Raw genomic sequence first — 22,573 nt, forward strand, 5'->3', positions numbered from 1 at the left:
CGATCATAGCGGTGGAGGGTTGTATCAAAATGCGCCGGATGCATCAAACGCCGCGCGCAGCCACTCGATGCGCTCACCTTCGAGCAGCACCACATCGAAGCGGCATGGAGGCTCTGAGCCCAGGCGCAGCAGAAAGTGCCGCGCCGCGAACACGATGCGGCGTTGCTTGACGGCCGTGATGCTCGCGCCGGCACCGCCCCGACTCGCACTGACCCTCTGACGCACCTCGACGAACACCAGCGTTCCGTCGGGCTCGCGCATAATCAAATCGACTTCGCCGCCACCGCGCCCGGGTGTCCTGAAATTGCGTTGCACCAGCGCGAGGCCGTGGCGCCGCAGGTGCACCAGGGCAGCATCTTCGGCGGCATCGCCCCTGGCCTTGGTGGTCGACTCAGGCTTTGACGGCAGCCAAGAACCCGGTTTTCTGGAACTCCACATTGTCGGCAAGCACTCCATCCCTGTTGCAGGCCGCCCGCGAGGCGGCGGCGCACCAGCATTATCCGCAGGGCGCGCTCTACATGGTCGCCACGCCCATCGGCAACCTGGCCGACATCGGCCTGCGCGCGCTGCAGGTGCTCTCCCTGGTCGACACCGTGGCCTGCGAGGACACGCGCCACACGGCGTCGCTGCTGCAGGGATACGGCCTGCACAAGCCGCTGCTGGCGCTGCACGAACACAACGAGGCCGAGGCGGCGCAGACGGTGTTGCAGCGGCTGCGCGAAGGCCAGCGCGTGGCCTACGTGAGCGACGCCGGCACGCCCGGCGTGAGCGACCCCGGGGCCAGACTGGTGGCCGCGGTGAACGCTGCCGGTTTGCGCAGCGTGCCGGTGCCGGGCGCGAGCAGCATCACCGCCCTGCTCAGCGTGGCCGGCCACAGTGGCTGGGACGGTCGCTTCGTGTTTGCCGGCTTCCTGTCAAGCAAGGCGGCCGAACGGCAGCGCGAGGTGCGTGAACTGGGCGAAGACCCCAGGGCCTGCGTGCTGCTGGAAGCGCCGCACCGCATCGAGGCGCTGGCGAAAGAACTGGCCACGCTGGGTGCGCGGCGGCTCACGGTGGGCCGTGAACTGACGAAGCAGTTTGAAGAAGTGGCCCAGCTGGCAGCCGAGGATTTCGCGGCCTGGCTGCAGACCGGCGCGCACCGAACGCGGGGTGAGTTCGTCTTGATGGTGCACCCGCTGGCACCCGAGGAGGCGGCCGACGGAACCATGGACGCGGCCACTTCACGCACCCTGGACCTGTTGCTGGCCGAACTGCCGCTCAAGACCGCTGTGCGTCTGTGCGCCGAGATCACCGGCCAGCCGCGCAACGCGCTGTACGACGCCGCGCTGGCCCGGCGCCAGGTCAGCGAATAGGCCTCAGTGCATCACCCGGGCCATGGGGTCCGGACCGTTGCGGCGCTGCGGCGCTTCCACCGGCTCGGGCACTTCGGTCGCCTGCACATCGACCACATCGCCCATGGGGCGCCTGGCACCACCGGAGGGCCACACACCCTGCGTGTAGCGTTGCGAGGTCTGGCGAAAGCGCGTGAACACCACGGCCGGCGCCGGTTTGCGGCCGGTGATCAGGGCCCACAGCGTGACCCCCAGCACCACCACCAGCGTGGCCAGCAGCAGGCCCAGCAGGAACACCAGGGCGGCCAGCCCCAGCGCCAGTTTGAGCACACCGCGAACCAGGCGGCCGAAGAAGTCGATGATTTCGTTCATGGATGAGAGAGGCCCGGGGCCTGCAGGAGTTCCGGAACTGGCGCGCACGCCAGGCACATCTGCCTGAAAACCGGCTTTTGGAGGCAAACGGGAAGCAGATGCGGCCATTCTGACGCTTTGCAAGCACCGGGGCCAGCGCCGTTCCCCGGCTGATATGCTCATTCCCGATCGCGTGCCGTCATCGCCCGCGCCTCCTCCTGGGCCTTTCATGAAACCGATCTACCAGTACTTCTTTCGTGGCCTGATCACGTTCCTGCCCGTGGCGCTCACCGTCTGGGTGCTGTTCATCTTCGTCGCCTGGGTCGAGTCGGCGGCCATGTGGCTGATCCGCCCGATCATCGGCGACTTCTACCTGCCCGGGCTCGGCATCGTGCTGGGCGCGGCCATGATCGTGGGCCTGGGCTTTCTCATCTCCCAACCCGGCATGGCGCGCTGGCTCGCCTACCTGGAACTGCCGTTCACCAACCTGCCGGTAGTCAAGAGCATCTACTCGTCGCTCAAGAGCTTCGCCGACTACTTCTCGCCGCACAAGAAGGAATCCCAGCAGCAGGTGGTGGTGCTGCGCATCCCGGGCAACGAGATGTCCATCGTCGGTCTGGTCACGCGGCAGAACATGGACGGCCTGCCGCCGGGCCTGGCCGAGCACGACCAGGTCGCCGTGTACCTGCCCATGGGTTACATGATCGGTGGCTACACCCTCTTCGTGCCGCGCACCTGGATCACGCCGATCGACATGTCGGTGGAAGAAGCCATGCGCTCGTCGCTGCTGGCGTGGATGGCGACCTCGCGCGCGCCCGAGACCGTCGAATCCATCGATCCCCGCATCTGACCCGGCCATGAGCATTCGCCACCTCGACGCCCTCTTCGCCCCGTCGTCGGTGGCGGTGATCGGCGCGTCCCTGCGCCCGGCCAGCGTGGGCGGCACGGTGTGGCGCAACATGAGCGCCGGGGGGTACAAGGGCGCGCTCTACCCGGTCAATCCCAAGCACGCCCACCTCGATGGCGTGCCCGCCTTCGCCCGCGTGGCGGACCTTCCGAACGCCCCTGAACTCGCCATTCTCTGCACACCGGCGGCCACCATCGTGCCGCTGATCACCGAACTCGGCGCCCGCGGCACGCGCGCGGCCATCGTCGTCACGGCCGGGCTGGACGCCGCGCAGAAGCAGGCCATGCTCGACGCCGCGCGCGTGCACACGCTGCGCATCCTCGGTCCCAACTGCATCGGCATGCTGGTGCCGCACCTGGGTCTGAACGCCAGCTTTGCGCACCGCGACGCGCTGCCCGGCGAGCTGGCCTTCGTTTCGCAGTCGGGTGCCCTGGTCACGGCGATGCTGGACTGGGCCGGCTCGCGCGGCATTGGCTTCTCGCATTTCGTCTCGCTCGGCGAGCGCGCCGACGTGGACTTCGGCGACATGCTGGACTTCCTCGGCAGTGACCCGAACACGCGGTCGATCCTGCTCTACATCGAGAGCATCGACGCGCCGCGCAAGTTCATGTCGGCCGCGCGCGCCGCGGCGCGCAACAAACCGGTGATCGTGGTCAAGGCGGGTCGCTCCGCCGCAGGGCAGCAGGCTGCCGCTTCGCACACCGGCGCCCTGGCGGGGTCGGACGCCGTGTTCGACGCGGCCATCGCCCGCGCCGGCATGTTGCGCGTGAACACCTTGCAAGACCTGTTTCTCGCCGCCGAGACGCTCTCGCGTTTTCGGGACAGTCGCGCCGAACGCCTGATCGTGCTCACCAACGGCGGCGGCGCGGGCGTGATGGCGGCGGACGCAGCTGCCACGGAAGACGTGCCGCTGGCCCCGCTGGACGCGACCATGAAAGCCCGGCTTGATGCCGTGCTGCCCGCGAACTGGTCGCACGCCAACCCGGTGGACATCATTGGCGACGCGCCGGCCGAGCGCTATGTGGCCGCGCTTCAGGCGCTCTCGACCGATGAGGAGAGCGCCGTGCTGTTCATCCACGCACCCACCGCCATCGTGCCCAGCCTGCAGATTGCCCAGGCGCTGCAGCCGCTGGCCTCGGCCACGCCCCGGCGCGTGCTGGGCTGCTGGCTGGGGGACGCGGCGGTGGCCGAAGCACGCGCGCTGTTTCGCGCTTTGGGCGTGCCGGACTTCAACACGCCCGAGGACGCGGTGCGCGCGTTCTCCCTGCTCAACACCTACCGCCGCCACCAGGAAGAGTTGCTGCAGACCCCGCCGGCCCACAGCGCCGCCCGCCCGGTGGACCTGCCGCGGATCCGCGCCATCGTCGAAGGCGTGCTCACCAGCGGCCGCGAACTGCTGACCGAACCCGAGGCCAAGGACTTGCTGGCCGCGGCCGGCCTGCCGGTGGTGGCCACGCGCGTGGTGCCGGCCGATGCCGGCGCTGCCCTGGAGGCGGCCGCGTCGCTGGGCTTTCCGGTGGCGCTCAAGATCCTCTCGCATGAGATCTCGCACAAGTCCGACGTGGGCGGCGTGCGCCTGAACATCGGCAGCGCCCCCGAATTGCAGGAGGCCTGCGTCGCAATGCTGGCGCGGGTGCGCGAACAGCGGCCCGATGCCACCGTGCAGGGCTTCACCGTGCAGACCATGGTGCGCATGAAGCATGCACACGAACTCATCGTGGGCGCCAGCGTGGACCCGGTCTTCGGCCCGGTGGTGTTGTTCGGCCAGGGCGGCGTGGCCGTGGAGGTGCTGGCCGATCGCGCGCTGTCATTGCCGCCCCTGAACGCGCCGCTGGCGCTGGCGCAGATCGCCCGCACGCGGGTGGCGAAACTGCTGCGCGGCTACCGCGACGAACCCGCCGCCGACCTCGACGCGATCGCGCAGGTGCTGGTGGCCGTGTCACAGCTTCTGGTGGACGTGCCCGAACTCGCCGAGCTCGACATCAACCCCCTGCTTGCCAACCACGAAGGTGCGGTGGCGCTCGATGCGCGCGTGCGCGTCTCGGCGGCGCGACCCGCCGGTGAGGCCCACTTCGCCATCCAGCCCTATCCGCAGGCGCTGGTGGAAACCTTCCCGTGGAAAGACCAGGTGCTCACGCTGCGCCCGATCCGGCCGGAAGACGAAGCGCAGCACCGCGCCTTCCTGGAACGGCTCGACCCCGAAGACATCCGCCTGCGCGTGTTCTACAGCCGGCGCACCATCGAGCACAGCGAACTGGCCCGCCTCACGCAGATCGACTACGCGCGCGAGATGGCGTTCATCGCCACCCGCATCGGACCCGACGACGCCGAGGAAACGCTGGGCGCGGTGCGCGCGTCGGTCGATCCGGACAACCACACCGCCGAGTTCGGCGTGATCGTCCGCTCGGACCTCAAAGGCAGCGGCCTGGGCCAGCGGCTCATGGGCAAGATGATCCAGCACCTGCGCGAGCGCGGCACGCAGCGGCTGGTCGGCACCGTGCTGCGCGAGAACACGGGCATGCTGGAACTTGCACGCTCGCTGGGCTTCCAAGCATCGGACAGTCCCAGCGACCCGGGCGACAACGCCGTCCGCTTCGTCTCGCTGGATTTGAAAACCCCCGCCGAGCCCTCGCCATGAACACCCTCCGCGCCCGCCGTCGCCTCCTCTTTGCCAGCGCCGCGGCCCTGGCCGCACCCGCCTGGCTTTCACCCGCGCTGGCGCAGGCGCGCAACCTGCGGCCCACGCCCAGCCAGACCGAAGGCCCGTTCTATCCCGTGAGCCTGCCGGCCGACAGCGACGCCGACCTGCTGAAGAACGGCAACGTGGTCTACGCCAAGGGCCAGCCCGCCTGGGTGGAAGGCACGGTCACCGACCTGGGCGGCGCGCCGGTGTCGGGCGCGGTGGTGGAGATCTGGCAGTGCGACCACGCCGGCCACTACCACCACCCCGGTGACGGCGGCCGCGCCGATCCGGCGTTCCAGGGCTTCGGCAAGGTGACGGTGGGTCGCGACGGCCGCTACCGTTTCCGCACCCTCAAGCCAGTGCCCTACAGCGGCCGTACGCCACACATCCACGTGAAGGTGCGGCTGGACCGCATGGAGCTCCTCACCACGCAGCTCTATGTGCAGGGCGATCCCGGCAACGAGCGAGATTTCCTCTGGCGCCGCCTCACCGAAGAAGGCCGCGCTGCACTCACGGTGCCTTTCAACAACGGCAGCGATGGCGTGCGCGCCACGTTCCCCATCACCGTGCAGGCCTGATGGACTCGCTGACGCAGATCGCGCTCGGCTCCGCCGTGGGCGTGGCCGTGATGGGCCGGCGCACCGCCGTGTGGAAGGCCGCGCTGTGGGGCGCGGTGGCTGGCACGCTGCCCGACCTCGACGCCTTCATCGACCACGGTGACGCCATCCAGAACATGACGCGCCACCGCGCGGAGAGCCACGCGCTCTTCGTGCTCACCCTGTTCGCGCCCGTGCTGGCGTGGATCGTCTCGCGCATCCATGGCGAAGCCGCCCTGTTCAAGCGATGGTGGCTCGCGCTCTGGCTGGTGCTCATCACCCACCCGCTGCTGGACGCCATGACGGTCTACGGCACTCAGCTGCTGCAGCCCTTCAGCGATTACCCGTTCGGTGTGGGCAGCATGTTCATCATCGATCCGCTCTACACCGTGCCGCTGATCGTGGGCGTGGTGGCGGCGCTGGCCATGACATCGGTGCGCGGCCTGAAATGGAATGCGGTCGGGCTGGTGTTGAGCACGCTGTACCTGGGCTGGAGCGTGGTGGCGCAGCAGCAGGCCACGCAGGTGGCTCGAGCCTCGCTGCAGGCCGAAGGCATCGCGCCCACCGGCCTGCTGGTCACGCCCGCGCCGTTCAACACCGTGCTGTGGCGACTGGTGGCCACCACCCCGACGCAGTATCTGGAAGGTCACTATTCGCTGCTGGACCGCGGTCCCGGCATCGTGTGGTCGGTGCACGACCGCGGCCCGGCGTTGATGGAACGCCACAAGGCCGACCCGAACGTGTCGCGCATGGCCGCCTTCACGCACGGCTTCTACAGCGTGTCACAGAGTGACGACCACCTGTACGTGACCGACCTTCGCATGGGCCAGGAGCCCAGCTACACCTTCCGCTTCGACCTCGGCACCGATGCGGCGCGTGCCAACGGGGGTCACCGGCCCACGCTGGAGGGCATGCGTCCCGATATCGGCAAGGCCCTTCCGTGGTTGTGGCGCCGCATCCAGGGCGAGCCCTTGCCCTCGCCGCTGGTGCCGCCCACCACGCCGCGCTTCACATCGCCAGGGTGATGGCGATGATGAACACGCCGATGGCGAGGTTGATGGCGACCCAGGTGCGGATGGATGCGAGCGCCGCACCGCCGGCCGGCCAGTCGCTCGCGGCCACGGCGCGCCCCAGCCGGTTGAACAGGGCAAACCGGATGTGGCCGAAGATCGCCATCATCACGATGCCGAGCGTGGCCATGATCGTCCAGTCCATGGGCATGTTGAACTCCAGCCCGGCCTGAACCGATTCCTTCGCCACGCGGCCAATCATCCACAGACCGGTGCCCAGCACCAGCACGATCACCACCAGCACCGCCGTGAAGAAGCGCTTGAGCACACCGTGCATGAGCCGGACGCGCTGGGGCGGCTCCAGGAACTGCACCGCGGGGCGGAGAAAAAAATGGGCGAACACCATGCCGCCCACCCACACGACGATGGCGAGGACGTGAATCAGCTGGAGGATGGCGTAGATCATGGGGCGTTGTTCTCTTGAAGTTCAGACGTCGAGCAAGCGGCCATCGGGACGGCGCTGCTGCAGGCGGTAGGGCGGAAGGCCTTTGAGCATGCGCCTTCCATACGATTGGCGCAACAGCCGGGCATCGTAGCAAACCACCACCGCTTCATCGGTCTCGCTGCGCAGGGCGCGGCCGGTCCATTGCAGCAGACGCGCCCCGGTGGCAGGCACCACCAGTTCGCTGAACGGGTCACGACCCTGGCCCTTGAGCCAGTCGGCGCGCGCCTGCCCCACCGGGTCGCTCGGTGATGCGAACGGCAGCTTGGTGATGAACACCCATTCGCACAGCTCACCGGGCAGGTCGAGCCCCTCGCCGAAAGATTGCAGACCGAACAGGATGGATGCGCCGCCCGCCGCCACCCGCTCGGCATGCCGGCGCAGCAGCAACGTGCGCGAGGCATCGCCCTGCACCAGCACCTGGTCGCGCAGCGTGGCGTGTTCACCGCGTTCCAGCAGCGCCTGCGCCTGGCGCATCTGCACCCGTGAGGTGAACAGGACCAGCGCACCGCGCTTCACCTCGCCCAGGTCGAGCATCAGCGCGGCGAGCATCTCGCGCGTGTAGGCGTCCACGTTCTTCGGATCGGCCTCGGTCTGCACGACCACCAAACGTCCCTGGCGCGCGTGATCGAACGGGCTCTGCACTTCGCGCGCGGCCACAGCGTCGTCGAACGCGAGACCCGACTCGGCGAGGAAGTGGTCGAAGTTGCCACAGGTGACAAGCGAGGCCGACGTCACGACCGCCGCGCGCACCTGGCTCCACAGGTGGTTGCGCAGCAGGCTGCCGGGCTGCAACGGGCAGGCGTGCGCGGTGAGCGTGACGAGGCCATGGCTGATGCCGGCCTCCAGCCATTTCGCCAGAGGCGGCTGGCCGTCGCTGCTGTCCTGCAGCCAGAGCGTCGCCGTTTCCTGCGCGCTCTGCAGGCGTGGCGCCAGCACGCCCAGACGGCTGTAGAGCTTCGCACAGCGGGCGGCGTCGCCCGGGTTGTCGCGCGCATTGGCCTTGAGCTGCGTCGCCAGCGCTTCGAACACCTTCAGCAGCGCGCCGGCGTTGGCGTGCAGCTTCTCCACGGTCTCGCGCCAGCCCGCGGGGAGCTGGCCGCTCTCGAACCGGTCGACGGTCTCCCGTTCCGTGGAGGGCGCCCCGATGCGCTGCATGCCCAGCCGCGCCAGCTCCGTCTGGGCGCTCTTCAATTCCTTCGCCAGCGTCGCCACGTCGGCAGTGAGCTTGTGCTCCAGTGCGCCAGCCACCTCTTCCACTGCGCGCGGCAGGCGGTCCAGCCAGCGGCCGTTCATGAGGTCCATCGACGCCGTGAACTGACCCTGCGCCACGCCAGGCAAGTGGTGCGCTTCGTCGAACACCACATAACAGTCCTGCGGCGACGGCAGCGCGTGCAGTCCCAGCGTGGACAGCAGCAGGTCGTGGTTGACCACGATCACCTGCGCCTGCGCCAGCTTCGCGCGCGCCTGGTAGTAGCTGCAACTGTTGTAGCTCGGGCAGTGGCGCGCGGTGCAGCTGTGGCGCTCGGCCGCCACGGCTCCCCACAGTCCGCCGTCGGGCGGGTCATCGAGCCGGTCGCGGTCGCCGTCCCAGGTGCCGCTGTCGAGTTCGCCGGCCCAGCGCGTGTACTGCACGCCGCGCTCCTTCCAGCGCGCGCTGGCATCCGCGCCCGGTGCACTCTCGTCGCTTTCGAACAGGTCGGCGCTGGCGGCGTCCCCACCGCTGAGCTGGTCCAGCTTGAGCCGGCACACGTAGCGACCGCGCCCCTTGGCCAGCGCAAAGCTGAAGGGCTGCGGCAGCACCGCAGCGAGCGCGGGCAGGTCCTTGGCCATGAGCTGCTCCTGCAGCGCCACCGTGGCGGTGGAGATGATCACCCGCTTCTGTTGCGCCAGGGCCAGCGGTATCACCGTGGAGGCGTAAGCCGCCGACTTGCCCACGCCCGTGCCGGCCTGCACCACCGCGATGCCGCGCGCGGGGAGCGCCGCGTCGCCACTCACCGCGCCGTCACCCGGCGTCACGCCCGAAAGCGTGTGCGCAATGTGCGCCGCCATCTCGCGCTGCCCTGGCCGCGCGCGATAGCCCGGCGCCTTCGCCACCACGTGGTCGAACGCCGCGAGCGCGATGGCTTCGCGCGCCAGCGGGCCAGTGGGCAGGGCTTCGGTGGGGAGCGGGGCGGCGGCGTCGGGCGCCAGGGCGATGGACATGCGGGCTTCGAAAGGCAAAGCGCGATTGTCCCAGACCGCGCAGGGCGTCCTCAGGGTTCGTTGTACAGCGCACAGACGCCACGCAGCCCGGGACGTAGTTTCGACCGGATCCCCCAATGACCACCCAGGAGCAACCGATGGTCTCGCCAATCCGCACCCCACACGCACGCGTTCTTTCACCGATCGTCCTGGCCGTGGCCACCCTGGCGCTTGCCGCCTGTGGCGACACCGCCAAGCTCCAGGTGGACACAGGCTACGGCACCGACCCTCAGTTGCCCGAGCCCGTCACCACCATGATCCCCACCGTCAAGGTGGCGCCCGCTCAACCCTGGCGCGAAGGCCAGAAGCCCATGGCCGCGGCGGGCACCACGGTGCGCCAGTTTGCTGGCCAGCTCGATCACCCGCGCTGGATTCACGTGCTGCCCAATGGCGATGTGCTGGTGGCCGAGACCAATGCACCCAAACGCCCACTGCGCGACGAACTGCTCGGCCTGAAGGGCAAGGTGATGGGTTTCGTGATGAAGCGCGCGGGTGCCGCCACGCCCAGCGCCAACCGCATCACCCTGCTGCGCGACGCCGACGGCGACGGCACCGCCGAGACCCGCTCGGTGTTCCTGGACAACCTCAACTCGCCCTTTGGCATGGCGCTGGTGGGCAACGAACTGTTCATTGCCAACACGGATGCGATCGTGAAGGTGCCCTACCAGATGGGCGACACCAAAGCGAGCGGCCCCGTGACCAAAGTGGCCCACCTGCCGGGTGGCGACCTCAACCACCACTGGACCAAGGGCCTGATCGCCAGTGCCGATGGCAGCCGCCTCTATGCGTCCGTGGGCTCGAACAGCAACGTGGCCGAACACGGCATGCAACACGAAGAAGGCCGCGCGGCCATCTGGGAATTCGACCGCGCCACCGGCAAGGGACGCATCTTTGCCAGCGGCCTGCGCAACCCGGTGGGCATGGCCTGGCAAGGCAACGTGCTGTGGACCTCGGTCAACGAGCGCGACGAACTCGGTTCCGACCTGGTGCCCGACTACATGACCTCGGTGCGCGACGGCGGCTTCTACGGCTGGCCCTACAGCTACTACGGCCAGCGGGTGGACACGCGCCCGCAACCGCCGCAGCCGGACCTGGTGGCCAAGGCCATCAAACCCGATTACGCGCTGGGCAACCACACGTCATCGCTGGGCCTGAGCTCGGCGCAGGGCAACAGCCTGGGCGGCAGTTTCGCCCCCACCGGCATGTTCGTCGGCCAGCACGGTTCGTGGAACCGCAACCCGCCCAGTGGCTACAAGGTGATCTACGTGCCCTTCTCGGACGCGATGCCCAGCGGCCCGCCCGTGGACGTGCTCACCGGCTTCCTCGACGACAACGGCAAGGCGCTCGGCCGCCCCGTGGGCGTGGCCATCGATCGCAAGGGCGCACTGCTCGTGGCCGACGACGTGGGCAACGTCATCTGGCGCGTGGAAGGCCCGAACACGCTCACCACCACACCCGCTCCGCTGCCAGGCGCAGCGCCTGCACCCATGGCAGCGCCGGCAGAGCCGGCGGCGTCCATGCCCGAGCCCTCGGCATCGGCGCCGGGCTGAAGAAGCGGCAGCAACCCTCGGGCCGCTGCCTGTTCAGACACAGGGCGTCATCACCACCGCCGGCAGGGCGACCAGCGCGGTGGAGAGGGCGGCGATGGCGTACAGGCCCGTGGCTGCACGTGCCATGAAGCGCTGGCGCTCGTCCAGCGCGGTCACGCGTGCACTGGCCCAGGCTGCCATGCCGAAGGCTGCGGTGCATCCGGCGCCCAGCAGCAGCACGGCGCCGTTCAGCCACGTCCACGCACCTTGTGCGGGCGGCGGCGGCGCCACTGCGCAGGCCACGGCCAGACCACCATACGTGGCGCAGAACCAGGCGAACCACAACGCGAGGCCCACCACCAGGTGCCAGGCGTTGGGCTTCACGACACCGCTCCCACGGCCTGTGGCAGCAGGGCCATGACGCCCCACGCCAGCGCGGTGGCCAGCAAACAGAATTGCCACAGCATGGCCACCACGCCGGGCTCATACGGCGCCAGCAGGCTCACGCGGCCGCGGTGCACGCGCAGGGCCTGCAGGGCAGCCAGCACCGCCGCAAGTGCGCCGTGCAGCAACAGGAAGGCGAGCGTGAAAGCCAGCACCGCGTCGTGCGCGCGCTGCGTGGGTTGGAGCCCGGCGGTCATGAGGAGCCACACCAGCACGGCGCACGCCGCCACCCCGCACAAACTCGTCGCCCACAGGCTGTGCTTCAGACCCGCGTCGATGCCGGAGCGCAGGCGGCGCACCACGCGGCGCAGCAGCATCAGCCCGGCGCCGAACAGCAGCGTGACCAGCAGCAGCGGCCAGATGCCCAGCGGCGAGGCGCTGTTCACAAAGCCTTCGGGCACCACGGTCCACAAATACAACCAGCCGAACAGCAACGAAGCATAGAGCGCAGAGTCGGCCAGCATGGTCATGCCCATGCCCCACAGGCCCGGGCCGTCGAAGGTGTGGGTGTGCAGCTTCAGCCCTTGCGGCAGGTCGTGCGTCTCGCCCGCCGTGGCGCTGGGTTGCGCACCGTTCTCCCACGACCAGCGCAGCAGCACCGCCACCGCCACCAGTGACAGCCCCAAGGCCACCGGGTACTGTTTGAGCAACAGCGAGATGCACAGCAGCCCCAGCACACCGCCGGCCACCAGAGGCCACCACGAATTGCCCGGCAGGTGGATCACCTCGCGCACGCGCCCGCTCACCGGGTGCACGCCCAGGGTCTCGCGTCGGCCGTGAGCGGCGTGCGGCAGCGCGTGCTGGCCAGTGGCGATGGTCTCGGGCAGGTCGGGAGAATCCCACAAGGGGTGCAGCGTGGCGATGCGCGGCAGGCTGGCGAAGTTGTACGAACGCGGCGGTGTGCCGCTGGCCCATTCCAGCGTGTCGGCATTCCACGGGTTCAGCGGCGCCGGGCGGCCATGGCGCCAGTGCAGGAACAGATCCAGCAGCAGCGCAGCGATGCCGAAGGCCATGACGAAGCTGAACACCGACGAGATGAGGTTCGGCAGGTCCCACCCCAGGCCGGGGTCGTAGGTGTACACGCGCCGCGGCATGCCGATCAGCCCGGTCCAGTGCATCACAAGGAAGGTGCCGTTGAAGCCGATGAAGGTGAACCAGAAACCGGCCCGGGACAGGCGCTCCGAAGGCAGGCGGCCACTGAAGTGCGGCAGCCAGTGGTAGATGCCCGCGATCAACGGGAACAGCATGCCGCCGATGAGCACGTAATGGAAATGCGCCACCACGAAGTGCGTGTCGTGCACCTGCCAGTTGAACGGCACGAAGGCCAGCATCACGCCAGTGAGGCCACCCACCACGAAGATCATGAGAAAGCCGGCGATCCACAGCATGGGCACGCTCCACACCGGTCGCCCGCTCCAGAGCGTGGCGATCCACGCGAAGAGCTGGATGCCGGTGGGCACCGCCACCAGCATGCTGGCCACGGCAAAGAAGGCCTGCGAAAGCGCCGGGATGCCGATGGCGAACATGTGGTGCACCCACAGCCCGAAGCTGATGAAGCCGGTGCCGATCATGGACACCACCACCCAGCGGTAGCCCACCATGGGCCTGCGCGCGTACACCGGCACCAGCATCGACACCACGCCCGCCGCCGGCAGGAAGATGATGTAGACCTCCGGGTGGCCGAACAGCCAGAACAGGTGTTGCCACAGCACCGGGTCGCCACCGCGCGTGGGGTCGAAGAACGACCAGCCGGCCGCGCGTTCGAGTTCCAGCAGGATGCTGCCCAGGATGAGCGGCGGAAATCCGACGATCACCATCATCGAGGTGATGAGCATGGACCACGCGAAGATGGGCAACTGGTGCAGACCCATGCCCGCAGCGCGCGCGCGCAGGATGGAGACCGCAATGTCGATGGCGGCGGCCATGGTGGCGATCTCGATGAAGGTGATGCCGAGCAGCCAGAAGTCTGCCCCCATGCCGGGCGAGTAGGTGTTGCTGGAGAGCGGCGTGTACATGAACCACCCCGCATCGGGCGCCAGGCCCACCAGCAGGCTGCTGGTGAAGATGATGCCGCCGAACAGATAGCACCAGTAGCCGAACGCGCCCAGGCGCGGAAACACCAGGTCTCGCGCGCCCAGCATCTTGGGCAGCAGGTAGGCCGCCAGGCCCTGCTGGATGGGCACCGCGAACAGAAACATCATCATGGTGCCGTGCATGGTGAAGGCCTGGTTGTAGGCCTCGGCCCCCATGAAGCCCTGCCCCGGCTGCGCCAGCTGTGCGCGCAGCAGCATGCCCAGCAGGCCTGCGATGAGAAAGAACACGCCGCCGGTGACCATGAAGCGCTTGGCCACACTGGTGTGGTTCACCACACTCAGCGAGCGCCAGCCCTTGGGGTTGCCCCACAGCGCTTCGAATTCAGCGTGCAGCTCAGCGGCGTCGCGGGGCGCAGCGTGTCCCGTCGGCTCAGTCATTGCCGGCGCCTCGGCCAGGCGCAATGTCGCGCGTCATTTCCCAGAGTTCGTAGTCCGCCTGCGGCATGGCGATCACGCGCATGACCATGTGCGCGTGGTTCAAGCCGCAGAACTCGGCGCATTGGCCCCGGAAGGTGCCGGCTTCGTCGGCCTGCAGGCGAACGACGTTCGTCCGCCCGGGAATGGCGTCGATCTTGCCGCCCAGGCGCGGCACCCAGAAAGAATGGATCACGTCGTCGCTGCGCACGTGGATGTCCACGGGCCGGCCAACGGGCACGCGCAGTTCGTTCGTCAGCCGCACACCGCTGCCGGGGTAGTGCAACGCCCAGGCCCATTGCCGCGCGGTCACGTCCACCCGCAGTGGCGCCACCGATGGCCCGCCCTCGCCCGACCACGACACCGGCAGCGGCAACTGGTGCAGGCCGGCCGGGGTGCCGAAGACCATGAGCGCGAGGATGGCCACCGATGGCAGCACCACGCCGCCGCCCACGATCCAGCGCAGGTGGTGGTGTTCGCCGATGTCGCCTTCGCGCCCGCGCCCGCCGCGCATGGCCAGCAGCCACACGCCCACCACGCCGAGCGTGACCAGCGTGGCCATGCCCAGCATCCACCACCACACCTGTGCGATGGCGCGCGCTGAAGGGCCGGCCGGATCGAGCATCGACTGCGAGCCCGCGCAGCCCGACAGCACCATGCACGAACCCAGCACGCACCAGGCCCCGACCGATGCGCCGACAATGCGCCCATGAGCACCAGCCGCCCCAGCACCGAACCCATCCTGAGTCGCGCTGCGATTGCCGGGCACCCGATCCACCCGATGCTGATCCACTTTCCGGTGGCGGCCCTCATCGCGCTGGTGGCCACCGATGCGGCCTACCTGTATGGCGGTGATCCGTTCTGGGCGCGCGCCGGGCTGTGGCTGGCCGGCGTGGGCGCGCTCGGTGGCTGGGCGGCCAGCATTGCCGGCCTGATCGATCTGCTCAGCGTGGCGCAGATCCGCCGGCTGGTGACGGCCTGGGGTCACGCCATCATGGCGGTGATGATGCTGTCCGTGGCCACGCTGAACTGGCAGCTGCGCCTGGCCGACGACCCCGGCACCCATGTGATGCCCTGGGGCATGGGCCTGAGCCTGCTGACCGCCGCGTTCATCTCGCTCGCGTCGTACCTGGGAGGTCGCCTCGTGTACGAGAACGCCGTGGGCGTGCACACGGACGAGTGAACCCGTGATGGAGGCGGCGGCGCTCTTCATGCCGGCTTGCGCAGCACCAGCCACGCCACCGCCAGCAGACAAGCCACCAGCAACACCAGGATGAAACGGCTGGCCTGCCGCAGGCCGCCCAGCTCACCGCGCTCGGTGCGCAGCACCAGCAGACCGCAGGCGCCGTGCCCCAGCACCAGCAGACCCACGAACGCCAGCTTGAACATCAGCCACGGCGCCAGGGGCCCCTGCAGCGCAAAGATCAGCGTGCCCGCGGCAATGGCCAGCAGCGCGGCGGGCGTGGCCAGGCCGATGTAGACCTGACGCGGCCATCGCCGTGGCAAGGCGGGCGAGGCGGAGGTGGCGGGCACGGCGGCCGACGCCAGCATCCAGGGCAGGTAGAGCAAGGCACCGCACCACACGATGACGGCACCCATGTGCAGCAGCTTGAGCCAGGGCATGGGTCAGCCCGACGATGGACATGTCATGCGCACCGAGTAGGCACACGCAGCGCCGGGGTGTCTGTGCAGTAGCGAACGGTGTGCCGGACAGTGCGGTTAATGTTGCAGCGCAACATAAGAAGGGGACAATCGTGCCAACACCCACCTCTCGAGGCTGCCCGCCATGACACAGACCGCCGCCCGCACCCGCATCGCCAGCCGCAGAAAGCCCGTTCCCGCGGCTGCGCCCGCCAGCCGGAAAGACAAGCATCCGATCGACCTCGCCCTCCAGGGCGGTGGCTCGCACGGGGCATTCACCTGGGGCGTGCTCGACCGCCTGCTCGAGGACCGGACGCTGGAAATTGCCGCCATCAGCGGCACCAGCGCGGGCGCGATGAACGCGGTGGCCCTGGCCGCTGGCCTCATGGACGGTGGCCGCGAAGGCGCGCGCCGCGTGCTGCGCCAGTTCTGGGAACGCGTGGCCGAAATATCGCCCTTCCACCGGCTGCAGACCAGCCCGCTCGGCGTGATGATGGGCCCCGCCAACGACTGGCTGGCACCGTTCATCAAACCATGGACCGACCCGATCAAGAAGGCCGCCGACGCGCTGGGCAGCCAGCTCTCGCCCTACCAGCTCAACCCGCTCAACCTGAATCCGCTGCGCGACATCCTGCGCGACACCGTGGACTTCGATCGCGTGCGCCATTGCCACAAGACGCAACTGTTCGTGGCCGCCACCCAGGTTCGCACCGGTGCGCTGCGCGTGTTCAACCAGCACGAACTCACCGCCGACATGGTGCTGGCCTCCGCCTGCCTGCCCCTGCTGTTCCAGGCCGTCGAGATCGACGGCGAAGCCTACTGGGACGGCGGCTACGCCGGCAACCCTTCGCTGCTGCCCCTGGTGGAAGAACGCGTCGCCGACGACCTGCTGCTCGTGCAGATCAACCCCACGCAACGCGAAGCCGTGCCATCGAGCGCCCGCGACATCCTGGACCGCATCAACGAAGTCACGTTCAACGCCAGCCTCATCAAGGAGATGCGCACCCTGGCGCTGATGAAGCAACTCATCGGCGACAAGCCCCACAAGGACAGCCCCGAACTCTTCAGGCAACTGCAACGCCTGCGCGTGCACATGATCGACGGCGGCGCCTCGCTGGCCGCGCTGGGCGCAGAGAGCAAGAACAACACGCAGTGGGCGTTCCTGTCCCAGTTGCACGAGCTGGGCCGGGAGGCGGCGGCCACGTGGCTGAAAGCGCACCGCACGGATCTGGGCAAGCGCAGCAGCTTTGAATTGGGGAGCGTGCTTCAGGGGTAGCGTGCATTTGAGCCCGCATCTGATGGGCGCCAACACCCTGCTGGGCAACGACGTCTACAACACGCAGGAAGAGAGCCTCGGTGATATCAAGGAAATCATGCTGAGCATGCACAACGGCCGCGTGGCGTACGCCGTGCTCTCGTTTGGTGGCTTCCTGGGCATGGGCGAAAAGCTCTTCGCCGTGTCGTGGTCGGCGCTGAAGCTGGACACCGTCAACAAGCGCTTCGTGCTCGACGCCAGCAAGGAACGTCTGAAGGACGCGCCGGGTTTTGACAAGGACAGCTGGCCCGACATGGCCGACAGCACCTGGGAAAAGGGCATCCACGATTACTACGGCACGCAGCCGTATGTGGACCCGCGGTGTTGATGCAGTGACTCCGGGCGAAGGCGTTGCTCCGCTTTCAACTCGGGGTGGGCTTAGACTTTTCGGATGACGCCGGAATATTGGAAGCATGACGCGGGCGCCGACTCTGTGGCCTCCCTGGTGATTCCCGCCGCACTGCGCCGCGAGCGCTCCTTCGACCTGGATGCGACCTTGCTGGTGGATGTGCCGCCGGAAGCCACAGGCAGCTGGCTCGAACTGACCGTGGAGGTGGACGGCAGACGTGTATGGTCTCGCCGCATCCCGAGCCAGAGCCTGGGCGAGACCGACAGCCTGGAGTACCACTGCCGCCTGGCTTTGGAGGCGGATGCCGACTGCCGCGTGCGCGCCAAGGCCAACTGCAAGGGCTGTCGGGTCAGGTCGCTGGTTCTGGAAGCTCGCGAGGCGGCTTACTGAGGGTGGTGCGCGCCGTTCAACGGGTTTCGCGGAAACGTGGGCGGGTCACCAGTGTGTCAATCGCAGACCCCGGGTCTTCTTCACCCGCTACGGAAACAAGCCAATCGCTGGATTCGGGATGGGGCGTTTGACTCGCAACCCGCTGGCGCCAGCGGATGAATACCCACGACGCGAGCAGGCCGAGGACAGGCAGGAACCATGGTGATCGTAGGCGCATTGAATTTCTCCAGGATGAACCACGGGGCAAACGTCATGCCCGTCCTGCCATTGCAGCAACGCGTGTGGCGCTCAGGGGGCCCGTGGAACGGCACGTGACAAGGTTTCCACCAACGCCCGGGGTGTACAAGGTTTGGGTAGCACGGTGAAGCCGAGTTCGCGCGCGCGGGCGAGTTTGGCTGAGTAACCGGTCATGAGCACCACGGGCAGATCGGGATAGGCGCGCCGCAGCGATTCGGCAAAGTGGATGCCGTCGAGCGCTCCCGGCATGACGATGTCGCTGAGTACAACGTCGAAGATCGGGCCGTTCGTCAACACCTCCAGTGCTTCCCTGACGGATGTTGCCACTCGCACCTGGCAGCCGACCGACTCGAGCATCGGCCCAATGGAATCGGCAAGCGATACGTTGTCATCCACCAGCAGTACCGTGCATTTCAGTGATGCGGGAGCTGTATCTGCAGGTGGGGTGACAGGCACTGCGTCCGTTGGCGCGGCAGGCAGATACATGCTGACCGTCGTGCCCTTGCCGGGTTCGCTGGTGAGATGCGCCACGCCGTTCGCGCGTGTGCAGAAACCATGAACCTGGCTCAAACCAAGACCCGTCCCTTCTCCCATTGGCTTGGTGGTGAAGAAGGGTTCGAACACCCGTTCCATGAGGTCGGGATCGATTCCCTTTCCGTTGTCGGCAAATTCGATCACCACAGCTTGCGCAGGTGCGTCAGGTTTCTCTCCAGGCACCGCATTGCGGGCGGTGATGGTCACTCGGCCCCCTGAAGGGCTCGCGTCCTTCGCATTGACGGCCAAATTCAACAAGGCGAGTTCCATTTCCGCCAGATCGACCTCGACCGGCGCCGTGTCTGTCGCGACGTCGACCACACACTGGATGTTGCTGCCAAGGGCCGTGTGCAGCATGTCAGCGAGCGCGGGCAAACGTTCCTGGAGCGTCAGCACCTCGGGTCTCAGTGCCTGGCGCCTCGTAAAGGAAAGGAGTTGCCTGGTGAGTGCCGTGCCCGATGCCACGGCGCGCTCGATCCGGGCCAATGCCTTGGCCTTGGGCTCCTCTCCCAGAGTCTTCAGTCCCAGAAGGAACACATTGTTGCTCACCACCGCCAGCAAATTGTTGAAGTCGTGCGCAACGCCGCCGGTGAGACGCCCCATGGCCTCCAGCTTTTGTGCCTGCCGCAGGGTCTCCTCGGCCCGCAAGCGTTGAGCGGTTTCCTGTTCCAGACGTTGCAAGGCCAACAGCTGCTCTCGAGTCCGTTGCCTGGCCACCCACGCAACCCACGCCAGCAGCAGCGACACGGGCCCCACGAACGCAGCCAGCAAGCCCATCTCACCGCGCCATTCAGCCTCCACGTCATCGCGCGGAACACTCGCGTAAACGTAGAGGGGATAGCTGCCCACCTTTTGAAACGCTCCCAGGCGCGCAGAGCCGTCCATGAGCGAGTCGCTGTCGTGAATGCCAGAGGTTTCGCCCCGCGCCCAGCGGGTCAGCAGCGAGCTTCCCTCAGGAATACGGGCCTCGGGGGGCGGCAGCGACGGCCAACGCGCCACATATCGCCCATCGCTTCGAAAGAGGGCGACACGTCCATCCTTCCGATCTCCAATCATCTCCTTGTAGAAACTGGAGAAATGTTCCGGGCGCAGGCCCACCGAAATCAACCCGGCGAAGTTGCCGCTGCTGTCCACACGACGCCGGCTGACATCGAAGAAACGCTCACCTCCGACCCGTGCCACGAGGGCCTCCGTCACGTACGTGGGACCGAGGCCCGCCAGGTGCCACTGAAAATACTCACGATCGGAGACGTTGAATGCGGGTGTGGGGAAGAACCGGTTGCTCACCAGAGGTGCGCCCTCGCGACTGAACACCCAGACCGATTGAACATGTGGAAGCGGCGCGGTGATGCGCTGAAGTTGGGCGTGCAGCACCTGCTCGCGATCGCGGATGGCGACATCGCCGTCGTTTCCGACCAGATCGAAAGTCCGCTGCAGAAGCACGTCGGTGGTGTCGAACACACGCAAGGCATGCTGTGCAGCCACCTGTACGTCGCTGCTCAGGCGCACACGCGCGCGTTCCAGAGACTCGGTATGGCGCCGCCCCGCCTCCACCAGAAACAGCATGGCTGGCACGGCAACGGCCAGGAAGACCGTTGCTTCAAGGTAACGCAAGGCGTTGTTGCGCGGAAAGCTGCTCGCAGAGATGCCTGCACGATTGCTCAATACGTTTCCTCTAGGCCACGTGCGACGGGAAGTTCGAAGCGGGGCCCAGATCGTAGCTTGGCGTTGCGCTCTCCAGAAGCATTGGCACAAGCCGCCGTCGGGTATGCCGAGAGGGGGCTGTGGCTCCTGGAGGTGTCAGCCGATTCGTTGCACACCCGGTGTGATCTTGGTCAGCAGAATGTCAGGTGGCACCCGCAAGAGGCAACGCGCGGCGACTTCTGGGCCAGGCGGATTCAGGCAACACGCCCCTCCTGTTTCACGGCCCCTGACGACGACTTGAGAATGCTGATGTCCCCGTCGGCCTCCAGGAACGCATATCTCATGTCTGCGAGGTCGCAGTCGGCTTCTCGCAGAGCACGCTCGACGTCGAGCATCGGCACGTGCTCCCGGCGAAGAATTGCCGCAAAGATGACACCGTCGCGGCCGATCAGCACCGCTTCGCCTTCGGTCAAGGTCTGCACCCAGGTACTGCGACTGGCTGTCACGGCCACCAGCACATTGAGTCCGATCAGGGTGGCCACGGAAAGCAAGCTGGCGGTGACCGAGATGTCTCCGCCATTCAATCCGGATCCGGCCACTTCGCTCAACAGCAGGACCACCAGCAAGTCAAAAGGCGTGAATTGGCCAACGGTTCGTTTGCCTGAGAGCCGCATCATGGTCAGCAAGGCGCCGTAGATGAACACGGCCCGAAGGGGAAGCTCCCACCAGGGCACAGACAACGTCCACATAGAACAGCTCCTCCATCGGAATCTTAGGTGAGCGAATGCCGGGCAATCGGCGTTCCCGAAATGGACATCTTTGTTGCTGGACCGAAGGGTATTCGTCGGATGAGCGCTCAGGACTTTGTTGTCCCTGCAACCCTGCGCGCCACCGCACCCCTTGTCATCGAGGTTGGCTGTGATGAAGGTTTCTGCATCGTCTCTTTCAGTTTTTGGTTTTGGGATTCGAGCAGTTCAGCCATGCGCTCCAGCCCAGGACCACGCGCCTGCCTGAGCCGGGACTGAAGTGCTTCCCACGCAGGGTCGGCCTGAGCATGAAGACGCGTGAACAGGCCGGCGTAGGCCTCCAGCCGCGAGCGTCGCAACCACTTCTGCAGTTCCGGGTGCTGGGACCAGGCAGCCTGATTTCGCGCGGTCTGCAGGTGCATTCGCAGCCAGTCGAGCGGTTCCTCGGGCACCGGCACAGGCTCGCTCAGCCCGTTCTTCACAACGTCATCCGCCTCGATTGTTGCTTCGACGTGGGCAATGAAAGCGGCGCTGAAGGTGGGCGAACAGCGGCGCACATACTGAGGCACGATGCGTTGCCCCCGAAACACCGGCTGCGCCGGGCCGCGCGGCAAACCAGCGGTGCTGCAGTGCACATGCACGTGTCCCGCCGTCGTGGCGATCTCACCGTGATCCAGCACGATGCGGCCTGTTTCGATGGACCGTACGCGCCCCTTGCGCACGACGTTCTTGATCTTGCGGAGTTGCGCCAGTTCGGCATCGCTCACGATGGCGCATCGGTACATGGTGGGCTCCACCGAGGGATCGATGCGTTGAAGGAGCCGTGCCGCTTCCAGACGGTTGAACAGATCCGGCAGCGAGGTCGCATCGCGCGCGGCCTCGAGTTCGGCGACCATGGCGGCCATCGTCTGGTGGGCGAAGGTCGGCGTGGGTTGCACGTTGGCGCGGTTGAGCAGCCAGGCCTCACGCGGTCGAATCCAGGTGATGGTGTCGGGCTCCACGCCTTGCTCCAGAAGCCACAGGGCGGTGTCCATGGCCGTCTTGCCGCCGCCCACGATCACCTGTCCGGCCACGGGCCGGTTCCATTGAGTGAGTTCGGTCGGCGTCAGACAGGTCACCCCTTGCGCCACCGTGAATCGAGGCCCGTGGGTGGTGGGCACCTGGGTGTCGGCCTGCGTGGCGTCCACCCAGCGCCGCCGGGCCATCAGTTGCACGCGCTGCCCATTCACCAGCGAGGTGGCCACACCGTCTTCACCCACATCGTGCAGCGGCAGCCAGGTGACACGGCCACTGGACAACAAGTGCTCCTGCATGACGCGCTCGTAGTAGGCGCAGATCTCGGCGCCGCTGGCCAGTTCGTTCAGCCCCGCGTTGAGGCCTGACGTGTCGATCTGACCACCGCCCAGCGGCAACGAGTTCACGCCGTAGGTGACCGAAGGTCCATGCAGCCGCACAAAGGGATAGGCGTCGTTCCAGTGGCCGCCCGGTCTGGCACGGCGGTCGACGATGACCACAGTGGCTGCGGTCTCGGCCGTCAGCGTGTCGGCCATCGCCATGCCGACCGCTCCTGCACCGACGATCACGTAGTCGACTTCCCGGATGGATTGGCTCAT

21 protein-coding genes are annotated in these 22,573 nt (G+C 67.5%); 10 read left to right on the forward strand and 11 right to left on the reverse strand.

Translation table 11 applies throughout. The features are described 5' to 3' along the window. Positions 1-24: 24 nt before the first annotated feature. On the reverse strand, positions 25-438 hold the full coding sequence (locus ACTIEY_RS19810) for a YraN family protein (RefSeq protein WP_439520871.1): 414 nt from the start codon (positions 436-438) through the stop codon (positions 25-27). On the opposite strand from ACTIEY_RS19810, the gene rsmI reads away from it, so the two are divergent. Beyond that, positions 438-1,352, forward strand: coding sequence for a 16S rRNA (cytidine(1402)-2'-O)-methyltransferase (gene rsmI, locus ACTIEY_RS19815; RefSeq protein ID WP_439520872.1), 915 nt, complete (start codon positions 438-440; stop codon positions 1,350-1,352). The genes ACTIEY_RS19810 and rsmI overlap by 1 nt on opposite strands. Before the next feature lie 3 nt (positions 1,353-1,355). On the opposite strand, the gene ACTIEY_RS19820 is transcribed toward rsmI, so the two are convergent. Continuing rightward, positions 1,356-1,703, reverse strand: a complete 348-nt coding sequence (locus ACTIEY_RS19820) for a hypothetical protein (RefSeq protein WP_439520873.1) — start codon at positions 1,701-1,703, stop codon at positions 1,356-1,358. A 208-nt stretch (positions 1,704-1,911) separates the two neighbouring features. Between ACTIEY_RS19820 and ACTIEY_RS19825 the strand changes: the two genes are divergently transcribed. Genes ACTIEY_RS19825 through ACTIEY_RS19840 form a run of 4 tightly spaced genes read left to right on the forward strand, consistent with a single transcriptional unit; the run spans position 1,912 to position 6,893 of the window. Then, on the forward strand, positions 1,912-2,532 hold the full coding sequence (locus tag ACTIEY_RS19825; protein ID WP_439520874.1) for a DUF502 domain-containing protein: 621 nt from the start codon (positions 1,912-1,914) through the stop codon (positions 2,530-2,532). Between the two features lie 7 nt (positions 2,533-2,539). Then, positions 2,540-5,227, forward strand: coding sequence for a bifunctional acetate--CoA ligase family protein/GNAT family N-acetyltransferase (locus ACTIEY_RS19830; protein WP_439520875.1), 2,688 nt, complete (start codon positions 2,540-2,542; stop codon positions 5,225-5,227). Then, complete coding sequence (locus ACTIEY_RS19835; protein WP_439520876.1) at positions 5,224-5,850, forward strand: intradiol ring-cleavage dioxygenase; 627 nt, start codon at positions 5,224-5,226, stop codon at positions 5,848-5,850. Before ACTIEY_RS19830 ends, ACTIEY_RS19835 begins: the two co-directional genes overlap by 4 nt. Then, on the forward strand, positions 5,850-6,893 hold the full coding sequence (locus ACTIEY_RS19840) for a metal-dependent hydrolase (protein WP_439520877.1): 1,044 nt from the start codon (positions 5,850-5,852) through the stop codon (positions 6,891-6,893). The genes ACTIEY_RS19835 and ACTIEY_RS19840 overlap by 1 nt, the downstream gene beginning before the upstream one ends. On the opposite strand, the gene ACTIEY_RS19845 is transcribed toward ACTIEY_RS19840, so the two are convergent. Next, a complete protein-coding gene (locus tag ACTIEY_RS19845; protein WP_439520878.1) occupies positions 6,877-7,344 on the reverse strand; it encodes a CopD family protein in 468 nt (155 codons plus the stop codon). The two genes, ACTIEY_RS19840 and ACTIEY_RS19845, sit on opposite strands and share 17 nt — an antisense overlap. 21 nt (positions 7,345-7,365) lie before the next feature. Further along, positions 7,366-9,585 (reverse strand): ATP-dependent DNA helicase DinG, encoded by a 2,220-nt coding sequence (dinG, locus tag ACTIEY_RS19850; RefSeq protein WP_439520879.1) that lies wholly within the window; start codon positions 9,583-9,585, stop codon positions 7,366-7,368. Positions 9,586-9,722: 137 nt separating this feature from the next. On the opposite strand from dinG, the gene ACTIEY_RS19855 reads away from it, so the two are divergent. Next, positions 9,723-11,174, forward strand: a complete 1,452-nt coding sequence (locus tag ACTIEY_RS19855; RefSeq protein ID WP_439520880.1) for a PQQ-dependent sugar dehydrogenase — start codon at positions 9,723-9,725, stop codon at positions 11,172-11,174. Between the two features lie 33 nt (positions 11,175-11,207). Here the strand turns inward: ACTIEY_RS19855 and ACTIEY_RS19860 are convergent, their stop codons facing one another. Genes ACTIEY_RS19860 through coxB form a run of 3 tightly spaced genes read right to left on the reverse strand, consistent with a single transcriptional unit; the run spans position 11,208 to position 14,777 of the window. Continuing rightward, entirely contained in the window at positions 11,208-11,537 is a 330-nt protein-coding gene (locus tag ACTIEY_RS19860; protein ID WP_439520881.1) for a hypothetical protein, read from the reverse strand. After that, complete coding sequence (gene ctaD, locus ACTIEY_RS19865) at positions 11,534-14,068, reverse strand: cytochrome c oxidase subunit I (protein WP_439520882.1); 2,535 nt, start codon at positions 14,066-14,068, stop codon at positions 11,534-11,536. The genes ACTIEY_RS19860 and ctaD overlap by 4 nt, the downstream gene beginning before the upstream one ends. Further along, on the reverse strand, positions 14,061-14,777 hold the full coding sequence (coxB, locus tag ACTIEY_RS19870; protein WP_439520883.1) for a cytochrome c oxidase subunit II: 717 nt from the start codon (positions 14,775-14,777) through the stop codon (positions 14,061-14,063). The genes ctaD and coxB overlap by 8 nt, the downstream gene beginning before the upstream one ends. Positions 14,778-14,813: 36 nt before the next feature. Between coxB and ACTIEY_RS19875 the strand changes: the two genes are divergently transcribed. Then, a complete protein-coding gene (locus ACTIEY_RS19875; RefSeq protein ID WP_439520884.1) occupies positions 14,814-15,287 on the forward strand; it encodes a DUF2231 domain-containing protein in 474 nt (157 codons plus the stop codon). Between the two features lie 26 nt (positions 15,288-15,313). Here ACTIEY_RS19875 and ACTIEY_RS19880 read toward each other — a convergent pair whose 3' ends face one another. Beyond that, a complete protein-coding gene (locus ACTIEY_RS19880; RefSeq protein WP_439520885.1) occupies positions 15,314-15,727 on the reverse strand; it encodes a CopD family protein in 414 nt (137 codons plus the stop codon). Between the two features lie 163 nt (positions 15,728-15,890). Here ACTIEY_RS19880 and ACTIEY_RS19885 point away from each other — a divergent pair, with 163 nt between their 5' ends. From ACTIEY_RS19885 to ACTIEY_RS19895, 3 genes are all read left to right on the forward strand, one after another. Further along, entirely contained in the window at positions 15,891-17,021 is a 1,131-nt protein-coding gene (locus tag ACTIEY_RS19885) for a patatin-like phospholipase family protein (protein WP_439520886.1), read from the forward strand. Continuing rightward, positions 16,993-17,388: a PRC-barrel domain-containing protein gene (locus ACTIEY_RS19890; protein ID WP_439520887.1), complete on the forward strand. Its 396-nt coding sequence runs from the start codon at positions 16,993-16,995 to the stop codon at positions 17,386-17,388. The genes ACTIEY_RS19885 and ACTIEY_RS19890 overlap by 29 nt, the downstream gene beginning before the upstream one ends. A 63-nt stretch (positions 17,389-17,451) precedes the next feature. After that, a complete protein-coding gene (locus tag ACTIEY_RS19895; RefSeq protein WP_439520888.1) occupies positions 17,452-17,799 on the forward strand; it encodes a hypothetical protein in 348 nt (115 codons plus the stop codon). Between the two features lie 288 nt (positions 17,800-18,087). Here the strand turns inward: ACTIEY_RS19895 and ACTIEY_RS19900 are convergent, their stop codons facing one another. From ACTIEY_RS19900 to ACTIEY_RS19910, 3 genes are all read right to left on the reverse strand, one after another. After that, positions 18,088-20,235, reverse strand: a complete 2,148-nt coding sequence (locus ACTIEY_RS19900) for an ATP-binding protein (protein ID WP_439520889.1) — start codon at positions 20,233-20,235, stop codon at positions 18,088-18,090. 233 nt (positions 20,236-20,468) lie between these two features. Beyond that, positions 20,469-20,963 (reverse strand): DUF421 domain-containing protein, encoded by a 495-nt coding sequence (locus ACTIEY_RS19905; protein ID WP_439520890.1) that lies wholly within the window; start codon positions 20,961-20,963, stop codon positions 20,469-20,471. Between the two features lie 107 nt (positions 20,964-21,070). Beyond that, positions 21,071-22,573, reverse strand: a complete 1,503-nt coding sequence (locus ACTIEY_RS19910) for an NAD(P)-binding protein (RefSeq protein ID WP_439520891.1) — start codon at positions 22,571-22,573, stop codon at positions 21,071-21,073.

Origin of the sequence: Hydrogenophaga sp., from assembly GCF_051858985.1 — a bacterium.
Taxonomy (GTDB): domain Bacteria; phylum Pseudomonadota; class Gammaproteobacteria; order Burkholderiales; family Burkholderiaceae_C; genus Hydrogenophaga.